Source organism: Coprococcus sp. TF11-13, from assembly GCF_003481085.1.
GTDB classification, from domain to species: domain Bacteria; phylum Bacillota; class Clostridia; order Lachnospirales; family Lachnospiraceae; genus Coprococcus; species Coprococcus aceti.
In genome coordinates this window covers 384,672-408,740 of sequence record NZ_QUKK01000002.1, presented here as the reverse complement: position 1 = coordinate 408,740, position 24,069 = coordinate 384,672, and the positions used below count along the sequence as shown (strand labels likewise).

At 47.1% G+C, this 24,069-nt stretch carries 18 protein-coding genes and 1 pseudogene; 2 read left to right on the top strand and 17 right to left on the bottom strand.

The genetic code is table 11. The features are described from left to right. Positions 1–359: 359 nt before the first annotated feature. The 17 genes and pseudogenes from DXD11_RS06330 to DXD11_RS06245 form a co-directional block, all read right to left on the bottom strand. Positions 360–729: pseudogene (locus tag DXD11_RS06330) on the bottom strand (TnpV protein). Beyond that, complete coding sequence (locus tag DXD11_RS06325) at positions 710–5,770, bottom strand: LPD25 domain-containing protein (protein ID WP_243105822.1); 5,061 nt, start codon at positions 5,768–5,770, stop codon at positions 710–712. Before DXD11_RS06325 ends, DXD11_RS06330 begins: the two are co-directional and overlap by 20 nt. Positions 5,771–6,426: 656 nt before the next feature. After that, a complete protein-coding gene (locus DXD11_RS14480; protein WP_243104907.1) occupies positions 6,427–6,780 on the bottom strand; it encodes a TnpV protein in 354 nt (117 codons plus the stop codon). Positions 6,781–7,665: 885 nt separating this feature from the next. Next, positions 7,666–7,872, bottom strand: a complete 207-nt coding sequence (locus DXD11_RS06320; RefSeq protein ID WP_015560125.1) for a hypothetical protein — start codon at positions 7,870–7,872, stop codon at positions 7,666–7,668. A gap of 14 nt (positions 7,873–7,886) precedes the next feature. Beyond that, entirely contained in the window at positions 7,887–8,594 is a 708-nt protein-coding gene (locus DXD11_RS06315; RefSeq protein ID WP_117889554.1) for a hypothetical protein, read from the bottom strand. Positions 8,595–8,722: 128 nt separating this feature from the next. Then, positions 8,723–8,995 (bottom strand): hypothetical protein, encoded by a 273-nt coding sequence (locus DXD11_RS06305; protein WP_117889558.1) that lies wholly within the window; start codon positions 8,993–8,995, stop codon positions 8,723–8,725. Between the two features lie 10 nt (positions 8,996–9,005). Next, positions 9,006–9,308, bottom strand: a complete 303-nt coding sequence (locus DXD11_RS06300) for a hypothetical protein (RefSeq protein WP_055156401.1) — start codon at positions 9,306–9,308, stop codon at positions 9,006–9,008. 145 nt (positions 9,309–9,453) lie between these two features. Next, the gene (locus tag DXD11_RS06295) at positions 9,454–13,596 is read right to left on the bottom strand and encodes a SpaA isopeptide-forming pilin-related protein (RefSeq protein ID WP_118758006.1); all 4,143 of its coding nucleotides are present in this window, start codon (positions 13,594–13,596) and stop codon (positions 9,454–9,456) included. 189 nt (positions 13,597–13,785) lie between these two features. Beyond that, entirely contained in the window at positions 13,786–14,733 is a 948-nt protein-coding gene (locus tag DXD11_RS06290; protein WP_118758005.1) for a ParB/RepB/Spo0J family partition protein, read from the bottom strand. Further along, the gene (locus DXD11_RS06285) at positions 14,687–15,514 is read right to left on the bottom strand and encodes a ParA family protein (protein WP_118633363.1); all 828 of its coding nucleotides are present in this window, start codon (positions 15,512–15,514) and stop codon (positions 14,687–14,689) included. The genes DXD11_RS06290 and DXD11_RS06285 overlap by 47 nt, the downstream gene beginning before the upstream one ends. A 125-nt stretch (positions 15,515–15,639) precedes the next feature. Beyond that, on the bottom strand, positions 15,640–15,819 hold the full coding sequence (locus DXD11_RS06280) for a hypothetical protein (RefSeq protein ID WP_118280264.1): 180 nt from the start codon (positions 15,817–15,819) through the stop codon (positions 15,640–15,642). Between the two features lie 114 nt (positions 15,820–15,933). After that, positions 15,934–17,919 (bottom strand): recombinase family protein, encoded by a 1,986-nt coding sequence (locus DXD11_RS06275; RefSeq protein WP_118758024.1) that lies wholly within the window; start codon positions 17,917–17,919, stop codon positions 15,934–15,936. Further along, complete coding sequence (locus tag DXD11_RS06270) at positions 17,900–18,130, bottom strand: helix-turn-helix domain-containing protein (protein WP_015540908.1); 231 nt, start codon at positions 18,128–18,130, stop codon at positions 17,900–17,902. Before DXD11_RS06270 ends, DXD11_RS06275 begins: the two co-directional genes overlap by 20 nt. A 90-nt stretch (positions 18,131–18,220) precedes the next feature. After that, positions 18,221–18,406: a hypothetical protein gene (locus tag DXD11_RS06265; protein WP_117930179.1), complete on the bottom strand. Its 186-nt coding sequence runs from the start codon at positions 18,404–18,406 to the stop codon at positions 18,221–18,223. 15 nt (positions 18,407–18,421) lie between these two features. After that, on the bottom strand, positions 18,422–19,711 hold the full coding sequence (locus DXD11_RS06260; protein ID WP_117930178.1) for a plasmid recombination protein: 1,290 nt from the start codon (positions 19,709–19,711) through the stop codon (positions 18,422–18,424). A gap of 378 nt (positions 19,712–20,089) precedes the next feature. After that, positions 20,090–21,481, bottom strand: coding sequence for a DNA primase family protein (locus tag DXD11_RS06250; protein WP_118758004.1), 1,392 nt, complete (start codon positions 21,479–21,481; stop codon positions 20,090–20,092). Further along, positions 21,456–22,076: a CHC2 zinc finger domain-containing protein gene (locus DXD11_RS06245; RefSeq protein ID WP_118758003.1), complete on the bottom strand. Its 621-nt coding sequence runs from the start codon at positions 22,074–22,076 to the stop codon at positions 21,456–21,458. The genes DXD11_RS06250 and DXD11_RS06245 overlap by 26 nt, the downstream gene beginning before the upstream one ends. A 219-nt stretch (positions 22,077–22,295) precedes the next feature. Between DXD11_RS06245 and DXD11_RS06240 the strand changes: the two genes are divergently transcribed. Then, positions 22,296–23,423 carry a DUF6076 domain-containing protein gene (locus DXD11_RS06240; protein ID WP_118605345.1) on the top strand — a complete coding sequence of 376 codons (1,128 nt, stop codon included), beginning with the start codon at positions 22,296–22,298 and terminating at the stop codon, positions 23,421–23,423. Continuing rightward, a complete protein-coding gene (locus DXD11_RS06235; RefSeq protein ID WP_021683574.1) occupies positions 23,416–24,048 on the top strand; it encodes a hypothetical protein in 633 nt (210 codons plus the stop codon). Before DXD11_RS06240 ends, DXD11_RS06235 begins: the two co-directional genes overlap by 8 nt. Positions 24,049–24,069 lie beyond the last annotated feature (21 nt).

Sequence of the window (24,069 nt, the reverse complement as noted above, 5' to 3'; positions counted from 1 at the left end):
CCAAAAAAGGGCATAAAAATACCCAGTGATAAATACTCCTATCACTGGGTAAATAACTCCAATAGCCCCAAAACACTTATATGTTTTCGGGCATATAAAATTACATGATAAAAGCATTCTTAAACTGGGTACAAAAAACCAAGCCCCATATTAAAAGTGAAACGGGACTGCTACTTTTTGTTCCCACTATCAAATTGACAGTTTATTTAAGAATACCTTGCCGCATATTTATTAACTCCTTGTATAATACTGAATCTAATTATATTCCTTAACCCTTTATTTGTCAACCCTTTATTTGTCAAGCTGACAAACTAAAGCAGAAAAAGCGGCAGGATTTCCCCCTGCCACTAATCATCTGTTTATGCAAAAATAATTTCCTTTTCCACAATCTCCCTCGCACAAGCCCTTATGTTATTGAGGCATCCTGTCCATTCTAAGGCGTTTTCTGCCTTTAGCCGTTATGCCCTGTGCCTGTTTCATACCCTCTATGAGCCTTTCAAAGCGTTCCTGTGCCTGTCTGTTGATGTCGGCAAGGTAGGCGTTTAGCCTGCCGCTTGTAAGAAGATTGGCGTATGTAACTTTACAGTACTGTTTTAGATAATCTAAATGCCGTTGCCCCCAGATGCCTATTGCCTGTTCTTCTTCGGCGGGTACAGTTAAGCACGGTATCAAATAATCCCCTTGCCTTTCGTATTTGCCGCCCAGTTCCTCAAATAATGATTTTGCCATTGTCTGTTACCTCCACATTCTTTTTTATTTTGAATGTCCGCAAAATCCGTCCTACATCGGAAGGACGCCACGGACAATCAAGGTTATGGATTGCTATGAGCCTGTCCTGCACATTCGTACCTGCTCCCATCTTAGGAGTAGAACCGAACAGCACACGGACTTCGCCGCTTCTTACCTTGCCGAACAACTCTTTTTTCTGTGCATCGGTGGTCGCTTCGTGGATAAAGCGTATCTGCTCCGCAGGGATACCACGGGCTATCAGCTTCTCCCTCATATCGTCATAGACATTGAAAGTACCGTCATTTTTCGGGGTGGACAGGTCGCAGAACACAAGCTGTGTCGCTTTGGTAGCGGCGTGTTCCTCCCAGATACGGTACACATTATCCACGCAGACATTGACTTTACTGTCTGGTTCGTCTGGCAGCATCGGGTCAATCATTCTCTGGTCAAGAGCCAGTTTCCGTCCGTCATTGGTTATCTTGAGCATATTGTCAATGTTCGGCTCGACAAGCCTTGCCCTGACTTTCTCAGCCCGCTTCGCAAGGGAAGCTACCATTTCGGTCTGTATCTCACTCGGCTTAGTCTTAATATTGTGGTAATTGACCTTTGGCACAGGGAGCTTTAGCATATCGGCGGTCTGTATATCTGCCGCCTCACGGAACATCTGCATCAGCTCTGGCAGGTTATAGAACTTGGCAAACCTCGTCTTGGCTCGGTAATTCGTGCCTTCGGGTGCTAATTCCAGAGCTGTAACCGTTTCTCCAAAGGTAGAAGCCCAACTGTCAAAATGCTGCAAACCGTTCTGTGCAAGGGTGTCATACTGCAAGTACCTCTGAACGGAGTACAGCTCAACCATTGAATTGCTAACAGGCGTACCCGTTGCGAAAACCGTGCCACGGTTGCCCGTGATTTCGTCCAAATAGCGGCATTTCATAAAGAGGTCGCTTGATTTCTGGGCTTCGGTCTGGGCGATACCGCCTACATTCCGCATCTTGGTGTAGAGGTACAAATTCTTATAAAAATGGCTCTCATCAATGAAAAGCCTGTCAACGCCGAGCTGTTCAAAGTCGATAACCGTATCCTTACGCTTGGTGTCGTTGAGTTTTTCGAGCTTCGTCTTGATTGCTTTTCGGGTTTTCATTAGCTGTTTGACCGTGAACTGCTCGCCTTTGGAAGCCTGCACATCGTCAATGCCACGCTCAATATCATCAAGCTGCTTTTCCAACTGCTCCCTCTGGCGTTCTATGCTCATCGGGATTTTTTCAAACTGCGAATGCCCGATAATGACTGCGTCATAGTCGCCTGTGGCAATCCTGCCGCAGAACTTCTTGCGGTTTCCTGTTTCAAAATCCTGCTTTGTTGTCACAAGTATATTTGCACTCGGATAGAGCCGCAGATACTCGGAAGCCCACTGACCGACAAGATGATTTGGCACAACAAACATGGATTTCTGGCATAAGCCGAGCCGTTTGCTTTCCTGTGCGGCGGCTACCATTTCAAAGGTTTTGCCTGCTCCCACCTTATGGGCAAGGAGTGTATTGCCGCCATAAAGGATATGGGCGATGGCATTGACTTGATGGGGTCTTAGTGTGATTTCTGGGCTGATACCTCCGAAAGTGATATGGCTTCCGTCATACTCACGGGGTCGCACAGAGTTAAAAGTGTCGTTGTAATAACGGACAAGGCGATTTCGCCGTTCTGGGTCTTTCCATATCCAATCCTGAAAAGCCTGCTTGACAACTTCCTGCTTCGCCTGTGCCGCTGTAGTTTCTTTTGCATTGAATACTGCTTTTTTATTGCCGTGTTCGTCATACACATAATCAAAGATACGGGTGTCACGCAGGTTTAAGGTGTCCTCAATAATGCGATAGGCGGAAGCTCTTTTCGTACCATAAGTGCTGTCCGCCTTTACATTCCCCATATCGGAGCTTTTATTTTCTATGAACCAGTCTCCGTTTATCGGGGTGTATCGTACCTTTAATCTGCCTGCGGCATAGCTTGACGGAGTTAAAAGCTCCATCACAAACCGCTGTATATCGTCCTGCGGTATCCAAGTCGCACCCAGACGGACAGAGATTTCCGCCGCCGAGAGGTCTTTGGGAATGACCTTTTTCAAGGCATCCACATTGACTGCAAGCTCTGGGTCATTCTTCGCAGCAAGCTCCGCAACCGTCAGCTTGTTTCGGACATTTCCCGACAGATACTCGTCTGCGGCTGCATAGGAAACAGGCTCACAGTTCGGTACTTTGAAGATAACACCTTGTAAATCCTGCACAAGCTCAACCTGCGTTTTGCCTGTGAGCTGTTCCATATAAGGCAAATCAACACGGGCTTTCTCTCCGATAGAGAGGGCAAGGGCTTCGCTTGCAGTTTCAACCGAAGTTACTTCTCGGTGGGGTTTGATAGTCCGCTTCGTGAACATATCTGCCTTCCGTTTGAAGTTGCCCTCATCATCAAGCACCTCCAGAGAACATAAAAGGAAGTAGCTCTCATCTGAAGCAAAAGCAAGATAGTTTCCTCGGCTGTTGATTAGACCGTATTTTGCGGTATAAACATCATACAGACGGTTGAGGTTTTCCTGCTCGGTGCATATCATTTCCTCTGGGTAATCCTCGGTCTGATACTCTATGAGCTTACGCACACAGTCACGGATTTGGATAAGTCCCTTAATACGGTTTTCTGCGGTCATCGACACAGAAGCAGGGTGCATACGGTCATTCTCTCGGAAGTAAACCCTGCCGTCCACCAGAGTAAAAGAGAAGTTACGCACATTCGGGTCAGCATGAACGGAAAGCTCCTGCTCATCGGAGATTTCATCAACCCCATTATCAAGCTCTGGGATTTCTCCGTTTATCCTCTGAACTGCATTGGACAGAAGCTCGGAAAGCGGTATATCCTTACGGGCTTTACAGACAGGCTCAAAAGTACCAAAGCGTGTGCTTTCCATCTTTATCTCGCCCAACACCATTTCGGGGTGTTCGACAAAATATCTGTTCATCGTAACACCGTTTTCGTCCGTATCAAGGTGTACCCAGTCTGGCTCTATATCCATCACTTGGTCACGCTTTTGCAGGATAAGAATATCGCTCGTGACCTCCGTGCCTGCGTTTGCCTTAAAGGTGTTGTCTGGCAGACGGATAGCACCTAAAAGCTCGGCTCTCTGGGCAATATACTTGCGTACCTCTGGACTTGCTTTATCCATCGTACCCTTTGAGGTAATGAACATCACAACGCCGCCGACACGAACTTTATCCAGAGCCTTTGCAAAAAAGTAGTCGTGTATGAGGAATTTCTGAGCGTTGTATCGGCTGTCATTGACCCTTATCTCCCCAAAAGGCACATTGCCGAGGACTACATCAAAATGGTCGTCTGGGAGATTTGTTTTCTCAAAGCCCTCAATGGCAATGTTCGCTTTTTGGTAGAGCTGCTTTGCAATCCTGCCTGTGAGAGAGTCGATTTCCACGCCGTGGAGCTTGCTGTTTTGCATACTTTCGGGAAGCAGACCAAAGAAATTGCCTGTACCGCAGGACGGCTCCAAGATATTACCCTGTGAAAAGCCCAGGCGGTCAAGTGCGTCATACATCGCCTTGATAACAACAGGCGGCGTATAAAAAGCGGTCAGCGTTGACTCCATAGCGGCACGGTATTCCTCTGGGGAAAGGCTGGCATATAGCTCCTTAAATTCCTCCGCCCACGCCGCATTGTGTTCATCAAATGCCATAGAAAGACCGCCCCAACCGACATACCGAGATAGGACTTCCTGTTCTTCGGGTGTGGCAAGGCGGTTTTCGATTTCAAGCTCGTGCAGCAGGTTGATTGCCGCCATATTGTTACGGAACTTTTCTTTTGCTCCGCCGACACCGATGGCGTCATCGGTAATACGGAAATTATGACGGTCAGTAACAAGAACGGCAGGAGTTTCCGTTTTTTCTTCGGGTGGTAATTCGGTTTTTTCCTGTTCCAATAGCTTTTGGATATAGCCGATTTTCTCCACTCGGTTTATCGGAAAGCCCACATTGTTCTGGAATGTGATGTCACGCAGAGACACATCGCCGCTGATTTTCCCGATGCTCTCAATAAGATATTTACGGTTGTCTATGATGATTTCCCTGCCTATGAGGTCGTCTGTGGATTGCTCCGTTTCAATGGCAGGAGCTTCTGAGCCATTCAGTTTATCGGCATACACCTGTGGTTTTTCTTCGGCTTCCTCGGCTGTCCTGTACCAATCACTTTCGGTAGCCATAATCTCATCAAGGAGCTTCTCGTCCTCTTGGGTCAGCTCGGTGTGCTGTTCCAAGAATGGGATAAACTCATCTCTGCCACGGAGCAAGCTTTCTCGGTCATCTCCATATAGCTGTTCGCCCTTTGGCGATAAGGCATAATCGTAAAAATTCTTAATGTGGGCAATTAAATCGCCCTCACCATCGCCAATATCAAACCGCCCTTCATAGTTAAATTCCTCGCCGCCGATAACAGCCTTGATAACAAAATCTGTCTTGTGATACCACCCGATATTTTTATCGCCCTCACGCTCACGGTGCTGTTTCTCGTCCAAAATACCAAGCAACTTATTACCCAGAGCAAAGCTCAAATCCGTATAGCGGTCATTAAGCTGTCTGTCATAAAAGGCAGGGTGTTCGGAAAAACCGATAGAAAACTGTATTCCGTCCTGCTTTTTCTCGGACGGTGCTTCTGTCCTCTGTTTCTCGGTTACGACCACCTTCAGATGGTCGTTTGCAGGATTTTCCGTTAGCTTTTCTTCAAAGTCGGCTCGGCTGTATTCCTGCCCCAAGATAGGGAACTCGGCATTTTGCAGATAGACCTTTTCCTCGGTAAGTGTTGCAATCTCATATTTATCCGCACCGATATACACCACATCGCTCTCATTGTAGAGGTAGCAAAGTGGGTACAGCTCCCTTAATTCCTCGGTAAACTTCCACCCATTACTACGGCTGAAAACTGAGGTCGTTTTCCATTGTACCTGTGCAAGAAAGTCTATGAGCTGTTGAACAGTTGAGGGGTCGGATAAGTGCTGTTCCATTTGCTCGGCGGTAACATCTGCAAGGTCGCCTCGTCCCACAACAGATAACAGGTCTTTTTCGTACCTGTCCAAGTCACGGATAAAGTCAGATAGCCGCAAAGCAAGGGTATCCCGTTTGTCGGCAAGCGGCAAGTCACGGTGGGCGTCAATAAAACGCTGCCTTGCTATTTTCCTCTGGGTGTCAATCTCATATTGGGGAGCTGACACGCTCTCCAGATAATCGGCATAATGGTCTTTTTCTTTCGGATTAAGATAGCGGTTATCCTTAATCAGCTCACGCAGACGCTTTTCAACCTGTGACCATTTCAACACAAGGTCGTGATTGGTATAAGTGCCGTTTCGGTCAATGGCAAGACCTTTGCTGTCATGCCAAGAATGACCGCTGAAACCATCGGGGAAGATGTGCGTACCGCCGCCCGTTCCATACTCATTTTTAAGGAATTCAATATTTTTCTGTCTGTCCTCGCCCTTTTGGAATTGGCGGTAGATGCGGTATTTTCCGTCCGCAACGCCACTGCCTTTCTGAAGCACGGAGTCAATATCTTCTTTGGAAATAGCAAAAGCAGAGGCATTTTCGTCCTCTGCTTTTGCTATCATTTCGATTTGTTCATCTACGGTTGGAAGATTGACCCTAACCTCATCCTCTTTGGCAACGCTTACTTGTAAATCAGTTCGGTCAGTATCACTTCCTCCGCTTGGCTGCGGATGTTGTTCATCAGTCCGACCCACTGCATCGGTGCTTTCTCTTTCAGTTCCTCTGTCACGCCCTGCTCGGCTGAGAGCTGCTTCGTCAGAAGCTCCAAACTCTGGAGTGCTGTCTGCTCTACCTCGTGCAGATGCCCGTTCAGCCTGCCCGATGTCAGCAGATTGAGATAGGTCACTCGCTTGTGCTTCTCCAGATAATCCCTGTGCATCAAAGCGTACCTGCCAAGCGGAAGCTCTGGCTCTGTCGGTAATGTTAGGTCGGGAATAAGATAATCCCCCTGTCTGCTGTAAGTGATTTTGCTCATTGTATTCGCTCCTTTCGGGTTGTTGTCTGCCTTTATCATACTGAGCCTGCGTTCTTTGTGCAAAGGTGCGATTCTGGTCTTTTTCCGCCATTTGCACATTTCGGATAGACTGTGAGATTTCCCGTAACGCCATTTCCGCAATATCGCTCGTGGCAACGCCGATGGCGTTTATCGTTGCAGGGGTATTGAAATTTACAATATCCGCAAAATCATCACGGTCAAAAAACTCATTCGTATCCAGACCGCAGCGGCTGATCAGCATAAAAGCAACGCTGTTTGCTGCCAGCCGCCTGTAAATGACTTCTATATTAAAGTCGTCCAGTTCTTCCAAAAAGCTGTCTTTCGTGCAGTCCTTTAACTGAGAAAAATAGTCTTGCAGATTGTCCTCCACGGCGTTCTTTGCCGTTTCCATTAGGGCAGAAGCAAGGTCAGTGCTTTCCACATCTCCAAACCTGTCCGAGAGCCTTTCCATAACAGCCTGCTCGTATCGCTCATCCATCTGCCATATCGGAACAGGGCGGCTGCCATAATAGCCCTCGTGGGTGTCGGACACATCAAAATAGTATTTCAGCGTATTCCTGCGACCTTTCGGGTCAAATACGGCAATACCCTTGCTGTCCTTATTGACCCAACGCTTGAACTGCCTGTTCCAAGTTTCGAGCTTCGCAACGGCGACAGCATCGGGGCGTTGGGCGTATATTAAAAGCTGTTCGTCATAACGGCATTTATAGTTGCGGCAGGCAGAGGACAGAAAGCCCTGCCACGCCTGCGGATTTTTTGCAACCGCAACGCCTGTACGCCGATACAGCTCTGTGATTAGCTGATACTTCGCAGCCATTCAACCTACACCTCCTTATCGTTTCTGTTTCAAATATTTCTGTTTACTCACTCCGCATCACCGCCAAGAAAAGAAATGATCTTGTTCGATTTAATGCTCTTTTGCAGGTCATTGATGAGGGTAATATCCCCAACCGTGATGCCCTGCATAGAAAGAATATCGTCCATAGTCATAGCGGCAATCGCCTTTTCATCGGTAAAACCTGCTTCCAAGACCTTATTCAAGACCTTGACGGCTTTCTGATTAACAGCCATATTCTAAATCCTCCTTATCGTTCTAAATCCTTGTGCTTCGGTGTTTTCTGCGACGTTTGTTCCGCAGGTTTCGGCTCATAGGTCGCCCCGTTTTTCTGCATACGCTCGGCAAACTCGCAGATGTGGTACAGATTGCTGCCGACTTCGGTATGGTATTCATCAATGAAGCGGCAGGGATACTCCCGTTTCTCTCCCCAAGAGGTTGTGACAATGACCTTTCCGCCGTCTGGGATACGGAACAGTTCTTTATATTGAGGGTCAATAAATCGGATACCTTGTTCTGCTTTCTGGATATGCTTATCAAGCCATTCCTTCACATAACAATAGCAGTAAAAATTATAGTCGCCTTTGGCGGGATTGCACCGAAGCAGAAAAGCGTGTTTCTCCGTATCCACACGGAAACCGTACTCCGTACAATAGTTACCCTTGATAGCACTTTCGGGAAAATGCCTTGCAAACGCACTCATATCATAGCGGTTATGCAAAAGCCCTTTATCCTCCCGTAAAGCATTGATGACCGTATCAAGGTCTGCCTTAAATTCGTCAGATTTCCATTGTGGTCTAGTATCAAACCAAGTGGTGTAAAAGCCATAGCCCGTCGTGGCAAAGTCACCACGCAGATGCCCGATAGTGCCTGTCTGCCCCTCAAGCTGCATACTTTGGGCATAGGTGTATTTCTGTTCTGTCGGGGTTAAAGGTCTTGTCTTTATTTCATTACTCATTCGGCTGCTCCTTTCTTTCCTTTTTCTCTTTCTGCTCGTCTAAAATCTTGCGAATACAGACATCGCAGAAAATAACTGACCCATCCTTATATCGGGGATAAGGACAGGTCGTGCAGTCATATTTTATTTTATCGCTCACGGTCATCACCGTTTTTCTCCTTCTGGGAAGGCTGATTATAGGGCATACGGCACTCTGACTGGTATCGTTCATTCAGCTTTTGCCGTGCAGCATCAAGCTCATTCGTGTAATAACCCCAGAAATAATTTGAGCCGCCCTTGCAGTACCAACACACATAAGGATTGGGTGCGTTGGGATTGTGACCGATGACAAGCTCTGTACTCCCGATAGTACAGCTCTCGATGATTTCATAGTTCTGATTGGAGCGTTTTTCTTCGTCCATAAGCACCTCTCTATTCTTTGGCATAACGCCGATAGGCTTTTTCGCCCGTGGCTCTCATTTTTTGCACAGGGTGACTCCCTGCAAGCTCTGGATGCTGTGCCTGCAGCTTGCGGCGTGTCCTGCTGACGCTCTCAAAACTCGGCAGACCGAGATATTTGTGCTGCGTCATTATCTCTGCAAGCGGCATTGCCCCTGCATCCTTCAGACAGGCATTACAAAGTGCAAGATACAGCACCATATCGTCATTTCTGGCATCTTCATTCTTTTCCAGAACAGCTCTGACTTTCTTTTCAATGGTTTTTAGGTTTCTCATCTTTACCTCCATAAAGGAAAGGGCGGCATCTTTCAGCCGCCCCAACCACTTACTTATTCTTTCTGTTACGGATATTCAGCCATACCGCCGCACCCACAATGAACACGACAAGCACGATTGCGATAATGGTTTTAGCGTCCATCAATTAGTCCTCCTTTTTCTTCTTTCTGTTCTTATAGCTGACAAATCCGAGAACGCCCGCACCGACAACAGACAGAGCTGCAAGGCTTACCCATAAGCCCAGATTGAAGTCATCGCCTGTTTTCGGGGTATCCCTGAACTCATTGTGCATCTGCACGATAGCCGTAGCGTCCACCTTGACCGTTGCCTGTTTATCGGCAGGCAGGATATATCCTGCGGAAGCCTTGTCACTTACTTCGGATACGGTATAGTCGCCAATCCGCAAGCCCTCAATCACGATTTCTCCGTTCTTATCTGTCTTAAAGGTTTGGTCATAGTCCACGCCTGTCACACGGAAAGAGAAGCCCTCCACCTTACCGTCAGAGGAAGTCTTTACAATTTTAAGAGAGCCTTTCTGTGCTGCATTGATAAATCCTACACCCGCCTTATTTTCCACGGTGTAGGTCTTGCCGTTCTCCTCAACGGATACGGAATACACATTTTCATCAAGTACAAAGCCTGTCGGAGCTTTGGTTTCCTTTACCAGATATTTGCCGTAGCGGAGTTCACTCATCTGGTAAACGCCGCCGTCAAGTTCTTTCATTTCGCCAAGCAACGTATCGTCTTTATCCAGTTTCCCATCGCCATTAGTATCGGAGTAAACCTCAAATACCGCACCAGACAGCTTGTTGTCGGGATAATCCTCATCAACCTTTGTCAAAGCGATGTTGCCCTTAATGAAGTAGTTGACAAGTTCGATTTCCACAACTTCGTCCACCTTGCCTATAGTCACGGCGATTTCTTCCTCGGAGAGTACATATCCCTTCGGGCTTTCGATTTCACGGATTATCCAAGTTCCATACGGCACTTTGGCAAAAGAAAAACTACCATCATCTTTTGATGTGGTAGCGGCAATCGCATTTTCCTTTGTAAACTCGGTAGTTCCTGTCTTAAAGATACCGATAACTGCACCTCCCAGAGCCTTTCCGTCCTCATTAGATTTCTTACCGCTTACAGAGCCGTAAATAATGTCATTTGTGATAGCTTCGCCCTCATTGGCTGTGATGCGGACAGTTTCGGTATCCTGTCCTGCGTATTCAAAAATAACAGGATATTTTGCATCGCTGACAATATATGTGGAGTTGGTCGTGATTTCCTGCACATAATAGCTGCCCATCGGCAGGTCGCTGATAGCTTTCCCGTGACCGCTTTCATCAAGGGAAATGACCTCAATCAGACCGTCCGCAGGAATGGTCTTTCCATCTGCGGCTGTGAGTTCCTCCGCCGCATACAAGCCAAAGGTCACATCAAAGATTTCCCCGTTCTTGCCAATGCCATAGGCTTCATCAATGGCAAGGCTCTTGATGAGGTCGATTTCAACACGCTGTCTCTCATTATAGAAAGAAGTACCCGTTTCCGTTACATCAACATTCTGTCCTGCATACACAAGCTCAACAGAATGGACTTCCTCATTCAGCACCATTCCATACGGAGCTGTGATTTCCTTAACCTCATATTTTCCGAGATACAATTCTTTGGATTTTGCTGTACCGTCCTTTCCTGTCGTAACGGTATCCACAACCTCGCCCTTTTTGGCTCTGACCGTTCCGTCCAGAGTGACAATATCCTCGGCTGCGGTAATCTCATAGACTGCACCCTCAAGACCTCTGACAGAGAAAATCGGCTGATACAATCCCTTATCGCCTGCCACGGAGCTGAATACCTCGCCAGACTTTTCTACTGTAATTGTACCTTTCTGTGCCATATTGGAGCGTACTACCTCAATAACGGTAATGCCGCTTTCTTCCTCGGAATTTTCCTGCACCACATCAAAATAAATAGGCTCGGAATTTAAGACATACCCATACGGGGCTTGCACTTCCACGAGGGAATAGCCTTTGCCGTATTCCAGCGTCTGCGGTGTGATAAGGTCGCCGTCTGCCGTAGTATAGAAGGTGTCAATGGTCGTCACTTCGGGATAAGTGAAAGTCATAGTCACAAGGTTTCCATTTGGGTCGTAAATCTGGAAGCCTGCACCTGCATACGGGATTGTATTACCTGTTTCCACATCTTTCTTTACGATTTTGATATAGCTCTCAAAGTTAGCGTTGTTGATAAGGTAGCGGTAGGTCTGACCGTCCTTGCTGATAAACACATCAAAATCTTTCATCAGTTCACGTCCCTCCCAACCAGAGGTCTGACGGACGGTATAAATGCCATACGGCATATCCTTTGTCTGGGCAAAGCCGTTCTCGTCACAGGTCAACACATCACGCTCGGTTTCCTTTGCATTTTCATAGCTGCCTGCGGATTTGAGGAACACTTCAAATACCGCACCTTCTTCAGGTGTTTCAATCTGGGTTTCTCCGTTGTCCGTATGCTTGGTGATTGCGATATTGCCTTTGATGACCTGTTCATTCACATCGTTTGCGGTACTGTTCAGCTCTACCGTGTATAACTCTGGTTCTGCACCTACCTTGTGGATTGCAGTATCCAGAAGATACCCCTCGGACGGGCTGATTTCACGGACAGTCCAATCATTATCACAGATATAATACTTGGTCGTAAACTGACCGTTTTCATCAGTCGTGTAGGTGTCAATCAGTTCCTCACCCTTATAAATGCCGTAAACCGCACCCGCAAGAGAAGCGTCGCCCTGCGGAGAACCTGTTTCTGCATCGGTCTTTGTCACAGTCACTTGGAATTTCTTCAATACATTATCGAAGCTGCGTTTTGTGACCTTGTTCCATTCAATCGGAGCTGTCTGGGAAGCAGGAACGACATAGCGGACTGCGGTATCCACTTCCTCAACCACATACGGGGTATCGCCGCTGATAAGGACATTTTCAAACTTTGCCAGACCGTTTTTATCAGTCACGGCATACTCGTCAACAGGCAAGCCGCTTAAAGATGTGCCGTAAAGGTGGAATTTCATTCCCTCCACCAGATTGTCCTCGGAAGTCTTGACGATTTCCAGACTGCCACGCTTCAAAGTATTGCTGAAGGTCACAGTAGAGGTTTTTCCTCCAATAAGGGTCACGGTCTGGGTTTTCTGCGGCTCATAACGGTCAATGGACTGTTCTGTGACGGTATAAGTGCCAGGGAATAATCCCTCCACGGAGACAGAGCCGTCCTTTCCTGTCTTAACTGTCTTATTGAAGTTATCACCTTTGATTGTAAAAGAGATGCCCTCCACAACTCCGTCCTCCGAAGTCTTTTTGAGGGCAATCGTGCCTGTCGGCGTTTCGATATTGATATATGCAGACACGGTATCAGCATTCTCCACACCTGTTACCAAATCCTGCAAGTTCGGGTCGCCATAGGCAATGAGCTTTGCACTGTTGCTGACAGTCGGCACATTGTTCCTCTTTGCCGTAATGCGGACAGAACCGCTGATAGCTACGGTGGAGCTGATTGTCAGCTTATTTCCAGACTTCGATACACTCACATTGCTGTCAGAGCTTGAAAAGCTGTAATCGGAAAGGACGCCGTTGCTGTCCGTCAATGTGATGCTGTACTTTCCGTCCTTGTAGGCAAGCTCCTTTGTGATGTCATTCTTACCGCCCGACATAAAGCTCGGAATGGTGTTATGCTCACGCAGCATTGCAACAATCTGGTCATACACTGCCCTTGCTCCGCTGTTGGCATAATTTGAACCGAAGTGCAGGCTGTAAACGGTAGTGCTTGTCTGGTTATATGAGCCTGTGGCTTCACGGCAGCCTGTGACAAACTCCCAAACGAGTGTCTGCGTGGCAAGCCATTTTTCATCATCACTTCCCGACAGATTATTTCGGTTGCCCTGATACCCATAGAGCAGGGCAAGCCCAACCGCCTTTTTCTGATTGGCTGAAAGGGCGTTCCAAGTATCAGAGGAAGCCTTTTTCAAGGTGTTTCCTGTTTTCAGCGGTACTCCCGGCTGAATACAAAACGCATTCTCTCCGTCCACAAACATACGGTACTTGTAATTTCCCGTTCCGCCTGCGGTATAGCCGCCGATATTCGCACTGGAATTGTACCTCATCGCATTACCGTTGCTGTCATAGGTGTGGGAAAAGGAAATCGTCCCGATGTCACCCGCAGCAAACGCCGTCGCAGGCATTATGGATAATGCCGTGACCGCAGCCATTACAAAAGCCGCAGCCTTTTTGAACAATTTAGGGATTTTCATAGTTACCTCCTGTAATTTGGATTGAATATTTTGCCTTACTGACCGAAAAAAGCTGCCCGTTATGGACAGCCTAAAGTATTTCTTTTCTCGGATAGTTACTGGCAGTAGTTAGGGGGTGAGGTGTGGAGAGGGGGAAGCCGAAATAATGGCTATCCACTCAAATGGGCAGACCTCGCCCTCGATGTGTGGCTATCTCTCGTGAGCCTTGTTCCGCTGCAAGTGTCGGTTATAAAACTCCAACGCCTTGACAACAAAATCCGTTTCCTGCCCTTTTGGAACAGTCTTGGGAATGAGCTTGGTTATCCTCTCGTCACGGAAAGCAGGTTTTTCCTTCTGGTTGGGCTTTTCTTCCTCCATAATGGACTGGATAACCTCGGAAGTGAGCTTGCCGTCTTGGTTATACTTCTTCATTTTGATAGTCTGTGCCAATGACGGGGTAGCATCGTTGTACTCCATTGCTTCAAGCAGGGTGTATTGCTGTTCCTCGGTCAGATAGGAAATTTCAACCGCAAGACGGAATGCAATCTGCCTTTCATCTACCATTTGCAGGATTTCGGGTACAAGCTCCGTTAGACGGATATAGCGGCGGATTTGCTCACGGCTTTCTCCAACCTCTTTACCCAGTTTCTCATTTGTTCGAGTAGTATCTAAATCTGACACCATTGGTGTCAAATTATCTTTGCTCGGTCTGCCTGCTTGCCTGTTCATAGCTTCCAACCGCATTTTATACGCAAAGGCTTTTTCACTCGGTAGAATAACAGAGCGTTGGAGATTACTTTCCACCATCACAATAATGGCTTCGTCACGGGTAAGCTCTTTAACCTCGCATTTCAGCGTTTCAAGCCCCGCAAGTTCACAAGCCTTTTTTCGCCTGTGACCGCTGATAAGCTCATACCGTCCGTCCTCTTTTAAGCGAACTGTCGCAGGGGTCATTACACCGTTTCGCTTGATACTCTCGACAAGCTGTTCCATATCTTCGTCCATTAAAACCTTGAACGGGTGGTCTGGAAACTCGTCAATCTCCGATATGGGAATATCCCTTATCTTAGAGAGCTTTTCTTCCTCACGGCTTTCGTCCGTTTGGAAAAGGTCATCGTATGCGGTCAGCTCGATTTTGGTTTCTCTGCTTCTCGCCAATCTCTGCCACCTCCTTTCCGAACTGCTCATAGGCTGCGGCAACCTTGCCGCTTTTGTCGTAGGCAAAGATACTTTTGCCTTCTGCGGTAGCTTCCACCGCACGGATAGAATGAGGTATCTCGGTATCAAATACCTTGATTTTCTTACCGTATGCACTTTTGACCGTTGCCGTAATTTCCTTAGAAATGTTGGTACGGGGCATTACCATAGTCATTAAGATACCGTCTATCCGCAGCTTGGGGTTGATTTGCCGCTTGACCATTGATACGGAGCGAAGTAAAAGCTCCAGACCTTTAGCCGAGAGATAGTGGGGCTGTGTAGGGATAATCACGCTGTCAGCCGCCGCCAGAGCATTGATGGTTATCATACCTAAGCTCGGCATACAATCAATAAGCACATAATCGTAATTCTTTTTAACCTCATTGACATAGGTTTTCAGCACACGCTCACGGCTCATTGCATTGATTAGCCTTACCTCAAAGCCAGACAGCTCAATGTTTGACGGAAGCAGGTCAACGCCCTCTCTGTGGTGGATAATACCCTGTGAAACATCAAGCGTTTTATCGTCTATGATGTTCTGCATCACAGTAGAGAGCGTTATGGGAATATCGTCTGGTCTGTTATAACCCAGAGCCATCGTGAGATTTGCCTGTGCATCGGCATCAATCAGCAGGACTTTTTTACCCTGTTGCACCAGACTTACGCCCAGATTGACCGCTGTGGTTGTTTTTCCGACACCGCCTTTCTGGTTAGTCAGAGCAATCACTTTGCAATTTGACATAGATGCGTCCTCCTTTCACATAGATTTAGCCACTTTGTCAAGGTGGCTATGTAAACAGTACCAGAGAACGCAAAAAAGCCGCCTACTCTTAAAATCAATAAGAATAAGCGGCTTTGAAATTTGCCCTAGACATATTCAATTTTCATTCTCTTGGTCGGTGCATTTATGACCTTAAAAACAAGCTCATCAACACAATCCGTATATCTGCCTTGCTGAATGAGCTGATTTTTTAACTCTACAAGGCTATGTATTAAAAGTTTTCTTTCGTGGCTATCCAAATACAGATGATTAAATTTCTCTCTCATAAGCACACCTCCACTTCTTTAGCTTCATTATATTGGAAAGCAGGGGAAAGGACAAATCTGCAAAAAGGGACAAAAATAAGCGTACCACTATTTCTAATGATACGCCTATCCTCATTAAATCACTTCAAAATGCTTCAATGCATCCTTTATTGCTTCAGCCTTCTCTGGAGTCGGATGCTTTCTCGGCTGTTTCAATTCTTCTACCGCATTAGGAGCATCGTACATTGGCAAGCCTAAATCTCTCTTTACCTCTGCGATATATGCGGTATGTACTTTGAAACCGTATTTAGCTTCTATGTATTCCTTTATCATTTTGTAGGTCACTCGCTCTTTAGGCTTGTAGCTTTCCGCTCTTTGAGCAATATTATCAAGCGGAACTTTTCCCTCACCCTCGCCAAACTCAACTTTTACGTTGATATGTCCGTCTGGCTTTTTGTGGGAAAGCAGTACTACCGTCTCAACAGTTGTTTCAGTTTCCAAGGGAAGTTCTTTCACTTCCTCACCATCAACAGGCACAGGAAAATTGAATACGATCTTCTTTATCCAGCTTCCGTCTTTCCTTTTCTCCGGGAACATCTCAATTCGCTCGATAAAGGCCTTCATAAACTCCTTCTGCTCCGCTTCCGTTGCGGAATGGTAGACTTCATCAAATGCCAGTAACAAGCGATAGATATTGTCACCGGAAATCTTCTCCTGCTGTATGTTGCGGATCTGACTTTGCAATTCGCCAATCTGTACTTCGATTTCCTCTATGGTATCATACTGCTCATCATAGCGGCGCTGCAAGTCTAAAATCTTTCTGTCATAGTGGACATCGTTGATGTCCAAGGTATCCATCTGACGCTCCAAGCGACTTTTCGTTCCAAAGGCTTGCTTTAGCTGCCCTTGCAGAACGGCGATCTGCTTTTCCATATCCTCTGTATCAACCGCCGTTCCGATTTTCGCTTGAATCGCTTCCACAAACCGGGGATTGTTGACCATAGCAGAAATAATCTTCGCCACAAATTTATTGATTTCCGTCTGCTCGATATTCAGACGGAAGCTGCACTCATGCCCGGTAGGTGTAACCGTATTTTTGCAGTAGTAATAATACCGTGTTTTTTTGTCCTTGCTGTGCGCCTTGGCGATATTGCCGTACATACTCTTACCGCAGCATGGGCATTTCAAGATACCGGACAGGATGTGTGCATGGTCTGGATTGTTGACCTTTTCCCGCTTGAAAGAATTGATCTTGCGCTTTTCCTGTGCCAGATGCCAATCTTCTTCGGAAATGATAGCTTCGTGCTGTCCTTCATAAACCGGGAACTCCGACTGCTCAACCACGTGCATCTCGTTTCTTGTACCCTGTTTCTTTTCTGTTCTTCGTCTGCCGTAAGCAATCTTTCCCATATAAACAGGATTGTACAATACATTTTTCACAAAATCTCTTGAAAATCCCGGAATGGTATTATTCTGTCTTAGTTTCTTTACATAACCATTGCGGTTCAGATATTTTGCAACTCCAGCAACGCCCTCGTTGGTATGGATGTAGCGGTCATAAATGACACGGATTACTTCCACTTCATCCTCTGCAATAACAAGGTTTCCGTCTTCCAGTTTGTATCCATAGGGAGCGAAACCGCCGTTCCATTTGCCCTCACGAGCCTTTTGCTCCCGTCCTGCCATTGTCTGTGTGCGGATATTTTCTCGCTCAATCTCTGCCACCGCAGACAGCACAGAGATCATCAGCTTTCCGGCATCCTTGGAGCTGTCAATGCCGTCCTCCACGCAGATCAGGTTGACACCAAAATCCTGCATAAGCTGCAAAGAGTTCAGAACATCCGCCGCATTTCTGCCAAATCGGGACAGCTTAAAGACCAGCACATAAGAAACATCATCTTTGCCGTCCTGGATATCATTCAGCATCCGTTGGAAGTCCTGCCGCCCTTGGATGTTCTTGCCGGAAAATCCCTCGTCAGAATATTCCCCGGCAACGATCATATCCTCGTATGCCGCATACTTCCGTAGCTTGTCACGTTGGGCATCCAAACTGTATCCGTCAACCTGCATCGAGGTGGACACTCTTGTATAAAGATAGCATTTAAGTTGTTTCTTTTTCAGAATCTCCACCTCCCTCATTCCTTCCTTTTACCATAAGTCCCTCGTTGCGGATATAATACTCCAAAAGCCACAGCACATAATCCGGTGCATGGCGGTTGTCCAATTCCCATTCAGTCATAGTCCGGTAAGGAATATGGACGAGCTTGCAAAAATCTTTCCGGTTCAGTCCTGTGCTTTCACGCAACTTTATAATTCTGTTTTTACAATCCATCCGTCTTTTCTCCACAAAAGCAAAAAGTACACGTTGCGTAATCATTATAGCATAGCTGTAACGAATACGCAACGTGTAAATTGCGAGATTTTACGCAGCCTTATCCGTCAAAGGCTGTGTTTGATTACTTTCCTCGGAATGCTCCACTTCCTGCGGAGCGTCCTGTTCCAATTTATCCAAAACCTGATGTCCATATTTCTGGAGCATCTGGCTCATAACATCCACACAGCGGTCAAATGCCGCATTATATTTCGCTTCTTCATAATATTTCTTCAATAGGCGATTCCTCCATCAAAGTTCCATATCCTGTCCACGCTTCCGGGCAGGGTGTTCGTGTTCCTGTGTTTCCTTTCCTCTGATGAGGATAGAATTGATAAAAGCCCGAACCTTTTCGGATGCGATTTCCAGTGCATCCAGAAAGGGTTGGGCTTTCTGTTTGAGTTCCATATATTTTTCGCTTACCGCTTCATACCGCTGCTTCCAGATGGAAACCGTCTTTTCTGCGGAAGCCAATTTTTCTTTCAGTCGCTTGTTGTCAGCATTGGCAATAATACCATTGACCGCATAGTGTTTGAGCGTGTCGCATTCATCCGGAGTCAGCGTGATATTGTTTCCGAATGTGGCTTTTTTGCCCATTGCTTCAATGTCCTGCACTGTCAGCGCAATGGTCTTTGCCGCCTTGGTTTCCTTTTGCAAAGATTCCAGTTTCTTTTTCTGTTTTGCTGTGGCAGCTTTGGCATCCTCCAAACTCTGCTCTGCCTGTGCTACCTGCCCGGCCACAGTTTCCAGCCGCTGCTGTTCTGCCTGCACCTTGAACTGGGTCACAGTCAGATGTTCCTCGGTGCTTCCACGTTCTCCACGCTCCAGATCGGTATATCCGGCAACTCGCATGAAATGAAAAAAGTCATCCTGCAACACACTGTAGGATGACCTCAAAATCTTTTTTCCTCTTGCGTTCAACATTGGATTACCGTCCTCGTCAAGCACCGGCTTGGACTCCCATTTCTTACTGCGGCTGACCTGTGTGATGACCTCCTTAACGGTTCCCCGGAGGTCTTCATCCTTGCATCGCTTCGACCAAAGGATCTGCTTTTCCACCACCGGGATATAAACCACATGAAGGTGGTAGTGGTACACATCTTCGCCCAAAGCTTCGGACATTGCTCGGTTGCGCTCATCGGCGTGCATCACAGCGGAGAGGATATACTGCTCACCACCTACGATCTCCGCAGCAGCTTTGTAGGCATCGGCATAAAACTGTTTCGCAAATTCATAGCCGCCATGATTGTAGAAATAAGCGGAATTCACATCAAATACCAACTCACCGTATTTGACGGCATCCGGTTTCAGACCTCTGGTGGAGATCACGCCGTCTTGTTCCATCTGCTCAAACATTTTTACATAATCGTCCGTGGGTGCTTTGAAATGGACGTTCAGAGAAGTGCGTTCCGGCACGATGTCCTGATTGCTGTAGCTGTCCTTTTCACGCTCATTGTGTTCCTGTACCTTTGCCACATCTGCCGGGTTTCCCAAGTCCTGATTTCTGGCTACGGTACGGTCTATTCCATCGTTTCTTGCCATTGGCGTTTCCTTTCTTTGAGATTTGCAGACAGCGGAGAACTACGGAGAGGCACTTTTTCAAAGTGTAATAACCCACTATGACACTTTCATCCATACTGGCTGCAAAGTGCCGTGGGCTCTCCGAGGGCTCTCCCGAGGGGGAATGCGGTCACTGCGGTGACCTCTGCTGACCAAGGCGAAAATGTCTGCGCCTTTTCCCATGGTCAGCCCCGTCTGCATGAAGCTGTTCTGTGTCAACTTCCTCTTGCAGCCGATGTCCACAGACACTTTTTCAAAAGCCTGTGGACATAGAAACAGCCCGAACGAGAGGATGTGTGCTGTTTCTATAACGAGCGTTTCACGCTCTTTTGCTGCGTACATACGTACCAGCAATGGGATTTACTCGACCTGCCGCCATTCCTCCGGAATGTCCTCCGGTACGTACGTACACGGCGAATCTCCGTAAAACCCATTTATATGAGGTCGTGCAATGGCTTCCACGCCCATGAATCCCCACACCCGCCGTCCGGCAGAGTTGGTGATGTTGTTACAATGCTCCAGATTGAATTTCTTGGCATTGGCAATCATGGCGTCGCTGAAGCTGCGAGCTTTCAGCGGTGCAAGGGAATTTTCTTCGCACCACATCCGATAGATTTCATAGAAATCCTTGGAGCTGATGGAAGCATCCGCTTTCAATCGGATGTATCCCTCCGACTCCATGAAATCAAAGATATTGTTGTTGTCACGCTTGACCGCTTCCCGGTTTTCCCGGATACGGTCACTCTCCGTAAACTTAAAGTTGTTGGCAACAAGCCGCTGTAAGCCTTCAAATGCCCACAGGAAGATACCCTCGGCTTCAGCTTTCATCTTCTCTGCAAGGTCAGGATCATCGGCTCTGTCCATGGGCTTTTCTTTGGTGGTCAGCACAAGTTGTCTGCGGTAAAAACCGTCGCTGCGGTCATACAGAGCTTGCAGATCGCCGTTGCTGAATGCCAGCAACCGGGCAAACATCCAGCCCTGATAACTCTGCTTTCCCTTGCGTTCCAGATCCATCTTGCCCTGTGCAGTCACAATGGATTTTACATAGTTGGTCTGACGCAGAGCTTCCATCCGCATATCATCATCCACGCACAGCAGGATGTGTTCCAGATCAGCACGGGCGAAGCGGTTTTCGGAAATTTTTCCGATGCTGCCGTCTTTCATATTCGTGCCGAATATAGCGGACAGCACCGCACCGATTTGGGATTTGCCCTCGCCGCCGTTGCCCTTAATCACCATCATGCGCTGCCCCTTGTTGGAAGGAATCAGGCAGTAGCCGATGAATTCCTGCAAGGTAGGAATGTCCTCCGCATGGAGCAGACCATCCAGAAAGTTCAGCCAGATCACCGGCGCAGGAGCATCGGGCTTGTAGGCAATCGGCAGACGGCTTCTTACGATAGCCGGTTTGCCCTCGGTGAAAGTTCCGTTCAGCATGAGCGTGCCGTTGGCAACATGGATGCGATCCTGTTCCGGCGGGAAGTCAGGCTCTTGCGCTTCCAGTTTCAGCACTTCCAGAATGTTGGTGATCTTCCTGGGAATGTTATTCACGGCACAGAATTTCAGCTTTTCGTAAATCTCACCACGGAGCGGAAGATCGTCCGTCACCCGGCCATCTGGCGTAAAAAAAGCTCCGTTTGCGAAGATGATTCTGCGCTCTTGCAGAAATTCTTCACAAAACAGAGCTTCGTTGATGTTCTGCCCGTCAAACCAGACAGGCAAATTCATATCAGGCGTTTTCCGGTTCTTCGCCATGGTGTGCTACCTCCTTTTTCTTTCGTGCGGTATACTCTTGCAGAAAAGCAATTTTGCCGTCCTGCATCAGCTCGTCCACCAGTGCCACCCGTTCTTCCAGATCACCCACCGTCAGCACATCTGCCATATATTCGATATGGCAATGCATCTGGCAGGCTTCCACAAAACGGTCATCCAGAGCATCTTCCGGTGTCTTGGGTGCGTATCGTACTTTCCAATCTTCCAGCAAATGCAGATAATCCGTCAGCACCCGGAAACACAGCATTTCATCCTCCCGGAACTGACGGATATAAGGACGCTTTGGCTTGGCCATAGCTGCGGCAGTGGGCGGTTTCGGGTCAAGTCCGAAGTCCGAAGCCAGCTTTTGCGCTGCTTCATAGCTGCTCATATTGAACAGCCTTGCCACAAGGTCGATTACGTCCCCCTTGGCTCCACAGCCGAAGCAGAAGAAATAGTCCTCATTCAGCTTCAAGCTCGGATGCCTGTCATTGTGGAACGGGCAGCAAGCCATACCGTTTCGGTTGACTTTCAGCCCGTAGTGTTCGGCGGCTTGCTTGACACTGATTGCCGCTTTGATGGTTTCATAGATCGTCATAGAAAACCTCCGTTCATAGTATTCAGAAAGCACGAAACACCCACCGTGATTGGCAGGTGCTTCGCTCCTTCTATTATGGTTATGACGGATTTCTCAAAAAACAGGCTAATCGGAGGACAACTCCGTTTCAAAAAACAGGACAACTTATTGATAGATGTAGATTTCTTTACATTAGCATGATACAATTAAGAAAGTGAAAAAACAGGACAGGAGGTAAGCATGAACCAAGAATTGATGACATTGGATTTCTGGCAGGATACGGTCATATATGAGGGAAAAACACTTCCTGTCGGCACTCTTGCCTGTGATGCGCTGAATGTCCCTGCGGATACCATCGCAAAGATGAACGAGCAATGCGAGAAAATCAATCTGCTGCTTGGAATATTAAACGCCGGACAGGATGCTTCTGCACTCTGTCCTATTGCAAGGAAAGCTACTCTGGCGATGTTGGATATTCTCAGCGAAACTCCGTCGTTCTCCTATATGGATATACCAAAGCACAGAGAACGGATTGAAAAAGTCTTTACTGTAGACAATGCGCTGAAATATGTGGAGTTTGCCACAAAAGCCGCAACAAATTCCTTGCAGTTTGAAGAAATTCAGAACTATGCCGAAGCAATCATGCTCCAACGCTATACCGCAGTTTTCGGGCATCTGGCATACTCCCTTGGGGAATACCAAACGGCCATGCTTGATTTTGCAGAAAAATCAGACGGCAACGAAGCAGACCGCACCGCAGAGGGCTTTGCAAAAATGTTCGGCAGCTATTTCCCGCCGGAGTTTTCTATCACAGAGTGCAATGCTTGGATGTCTACCCTGAACAATTCCGTTCAGTATGTATCGGTCATCCTTCCCGGCGAAAAAGTTGCAAAGCTCGTCAAGCGGATGCACTATGTCTCCTTTGTGGGAATGTTCCGTTCTGATCTCTTTGAGGGTTTATGTGTCGGCCATGCCCCGAAGAAATGCAAAATCTGCGGCAAATGGTTCCTCACCACCAATGCAAGGCACACCAAATACTGTGGTGGGTTTGCACCGGGCGACAAGCTGCGCCGCACCTGTCGGCAGATCGGCAACCTGAAAGGCAGAGAACAACGGGAGCTTGCGGACGATCACCCGGTAAAACAGATTTATGAAAAGCGACTGAATACCATAAACCGCTATGTGAAGCGTGGTACTCTGGCCACTGATCTTGCGGAGGTTATGAAAAAGCTGGCAAAAGATAAAATGCTCCGGGCATTGAGCAATGTAGCCTATGCCAAGGGAGTTTATGAAAAAGAAATGGACCAGGCGGCTTTGAAAAAGGAAGCAAGTGCAAAAATATACAAAGAAAGGGACAAACATGAATAGAAAAGAACTTAGTCAGAATCATTGGAAATACTACTTAATGCTCGAAAAGCGTTTTGTTGAATCAATAGAGTTTGTAGAACTACATGAGGACAATTTTGATGCATTTTCTAACGGATATGCCCTCTTAATTCAAGCCATAGGGGCAGAGTTGGATACTGTATTCAAAGAGTTTTGCGGTTTCAATACAACGGATCGAAAAACGGTTGCAGACTATGCACAGTATATTTTGACCAACACACCGGATATAAAAAATCAAAAAATCAGTGTACAGGAATACGATATCGAAATACAACCGTTTATGAATTGGGATATTACCCAGCCCGCACAGTCGTTGCAATGGTGGGGAGCATTTACAGATGTCAAGCACAACCGCTATGAGCAGTTGAAGCAAGCAAAGCAGGAGAATGTACTAAATATCTTGGGAGCTTTGTATTTGATAGAAATGTTGTACTTGAAGAAAATCACTGATGGGACAGACGAATTTGATGTGTTTGATGAATCTTCCAACTTGTTTAGTTTGAAAAACTGGACTTCTAAGGCTGTGCCGCTGAGCCAAGCTTTTGCCGTGCTAAGTGATATGATGGACGACGAAAATAATACTACTAACAAAAAGTTCGATGCATAATTACTGTCGATATTGATAGAG

Coding starts and splice junctions, on each gene's coding strand:
- DXD11_RS06300 (WP_055156401.1), bottom strand. CDS start 9,308: ATGAGAAACCTAAAAACCATTGAAAAGAAAGTCAGAGCTGTTCTGGAA.
- DXD11_RS06250 (WP_118758004.1), bottom strand. CDS start 21,481: ATGGCGAAGAACCGGAAAACGCCTGATATGAATTTGCCTGTCTGGTTT.
- DXD11_RS06260 (WP_117930178.1), bottom strand. CDS start 19,711: ATGGCAAGAAACGATGGAATAGACCGTACCGTAGCCAGAAATCAGGAC.
- DXD11_RS14480 (WP_243104907.1), bottom strand. CDS start 6,780: ATGAGCAAAATCACTTACAGCAGACAGGGGGATTATCTTATTCCCGAC.
- DXD11_RS06320 (WP_015560125.1), bottom strand. CDS start 7,872: ATGGCTGTTAATCAGAAAGCCGTCAAGGTCTTGAATAAGGTCTTGGAA.
- DXD11_RS06245 (WP_118758003.1), bottom strand. CDS start 22,076: ATGACGATCTATGAAACCATCAAAGCGGCAATCAGTGTCAAGCAAGCC.
- DXD11_RS06325 (WP_243105822.1), bottom strand. CDS start 5,770: ATGGAACAGCACTTATCCGACCCCTCAACTGTTCAACAGCTCATAGAC.
- DXD11_RS06285 (WP_118633363.1), bottom strand. CDS start 15,514: ATGTCAAATTGCAAAGTGATTGCTCTGACTAACCAGAAAGGCGGTGTC.
- DXD11_RS06270 (WP_015540908.1), bottom strand. CDS start 18,130: ATGGATTGTAAAAACAGAATTATAAAGTTGCGTGAAAGCACAGGACTG.
- DXD11_RS06240 (WP_118605345.1), top strand. CDS start 22,296: ATGAACCAAGAATTGATGACATTGGATTTCTGGCAGGATACGGTCATA.
- DXD11_RS06295 (WP_118758006.1), bottom strand. CDS start 13,596: ATGAAAATCCCTAAATTGTTCAAAAAGGCTGCGGCTTTTGTAATGGCT.
- DXD11_RS06305 (WP_117889558.1), bottom strand. CDS start 8,995: ATGGACGAAGAAAAACGCTCCAATCAGAACTATGAAATCATCGAGAGC.
- DXD11_RS06280 (WP_118280264.1), bottom strand. CDS start 15,819: ATGAGAGAGAAATTTAATCATCTGTATTTGGATAGCCACGAAAGAAAA.
- DXD11_RS06315 (WP_117889554.1), bottom strand. CDS start 8,594: ATGAGTAATGAAATAAAGACAAGACCTTTAACCCCGACAGAACAGAAA.
- DXD11_RS06235 (WP_021683574.1), top strand. CDS start 23,416: ATGAATAGAAAAGAACTTAGTCAGAATCATTGGAAATACTACTTAATG.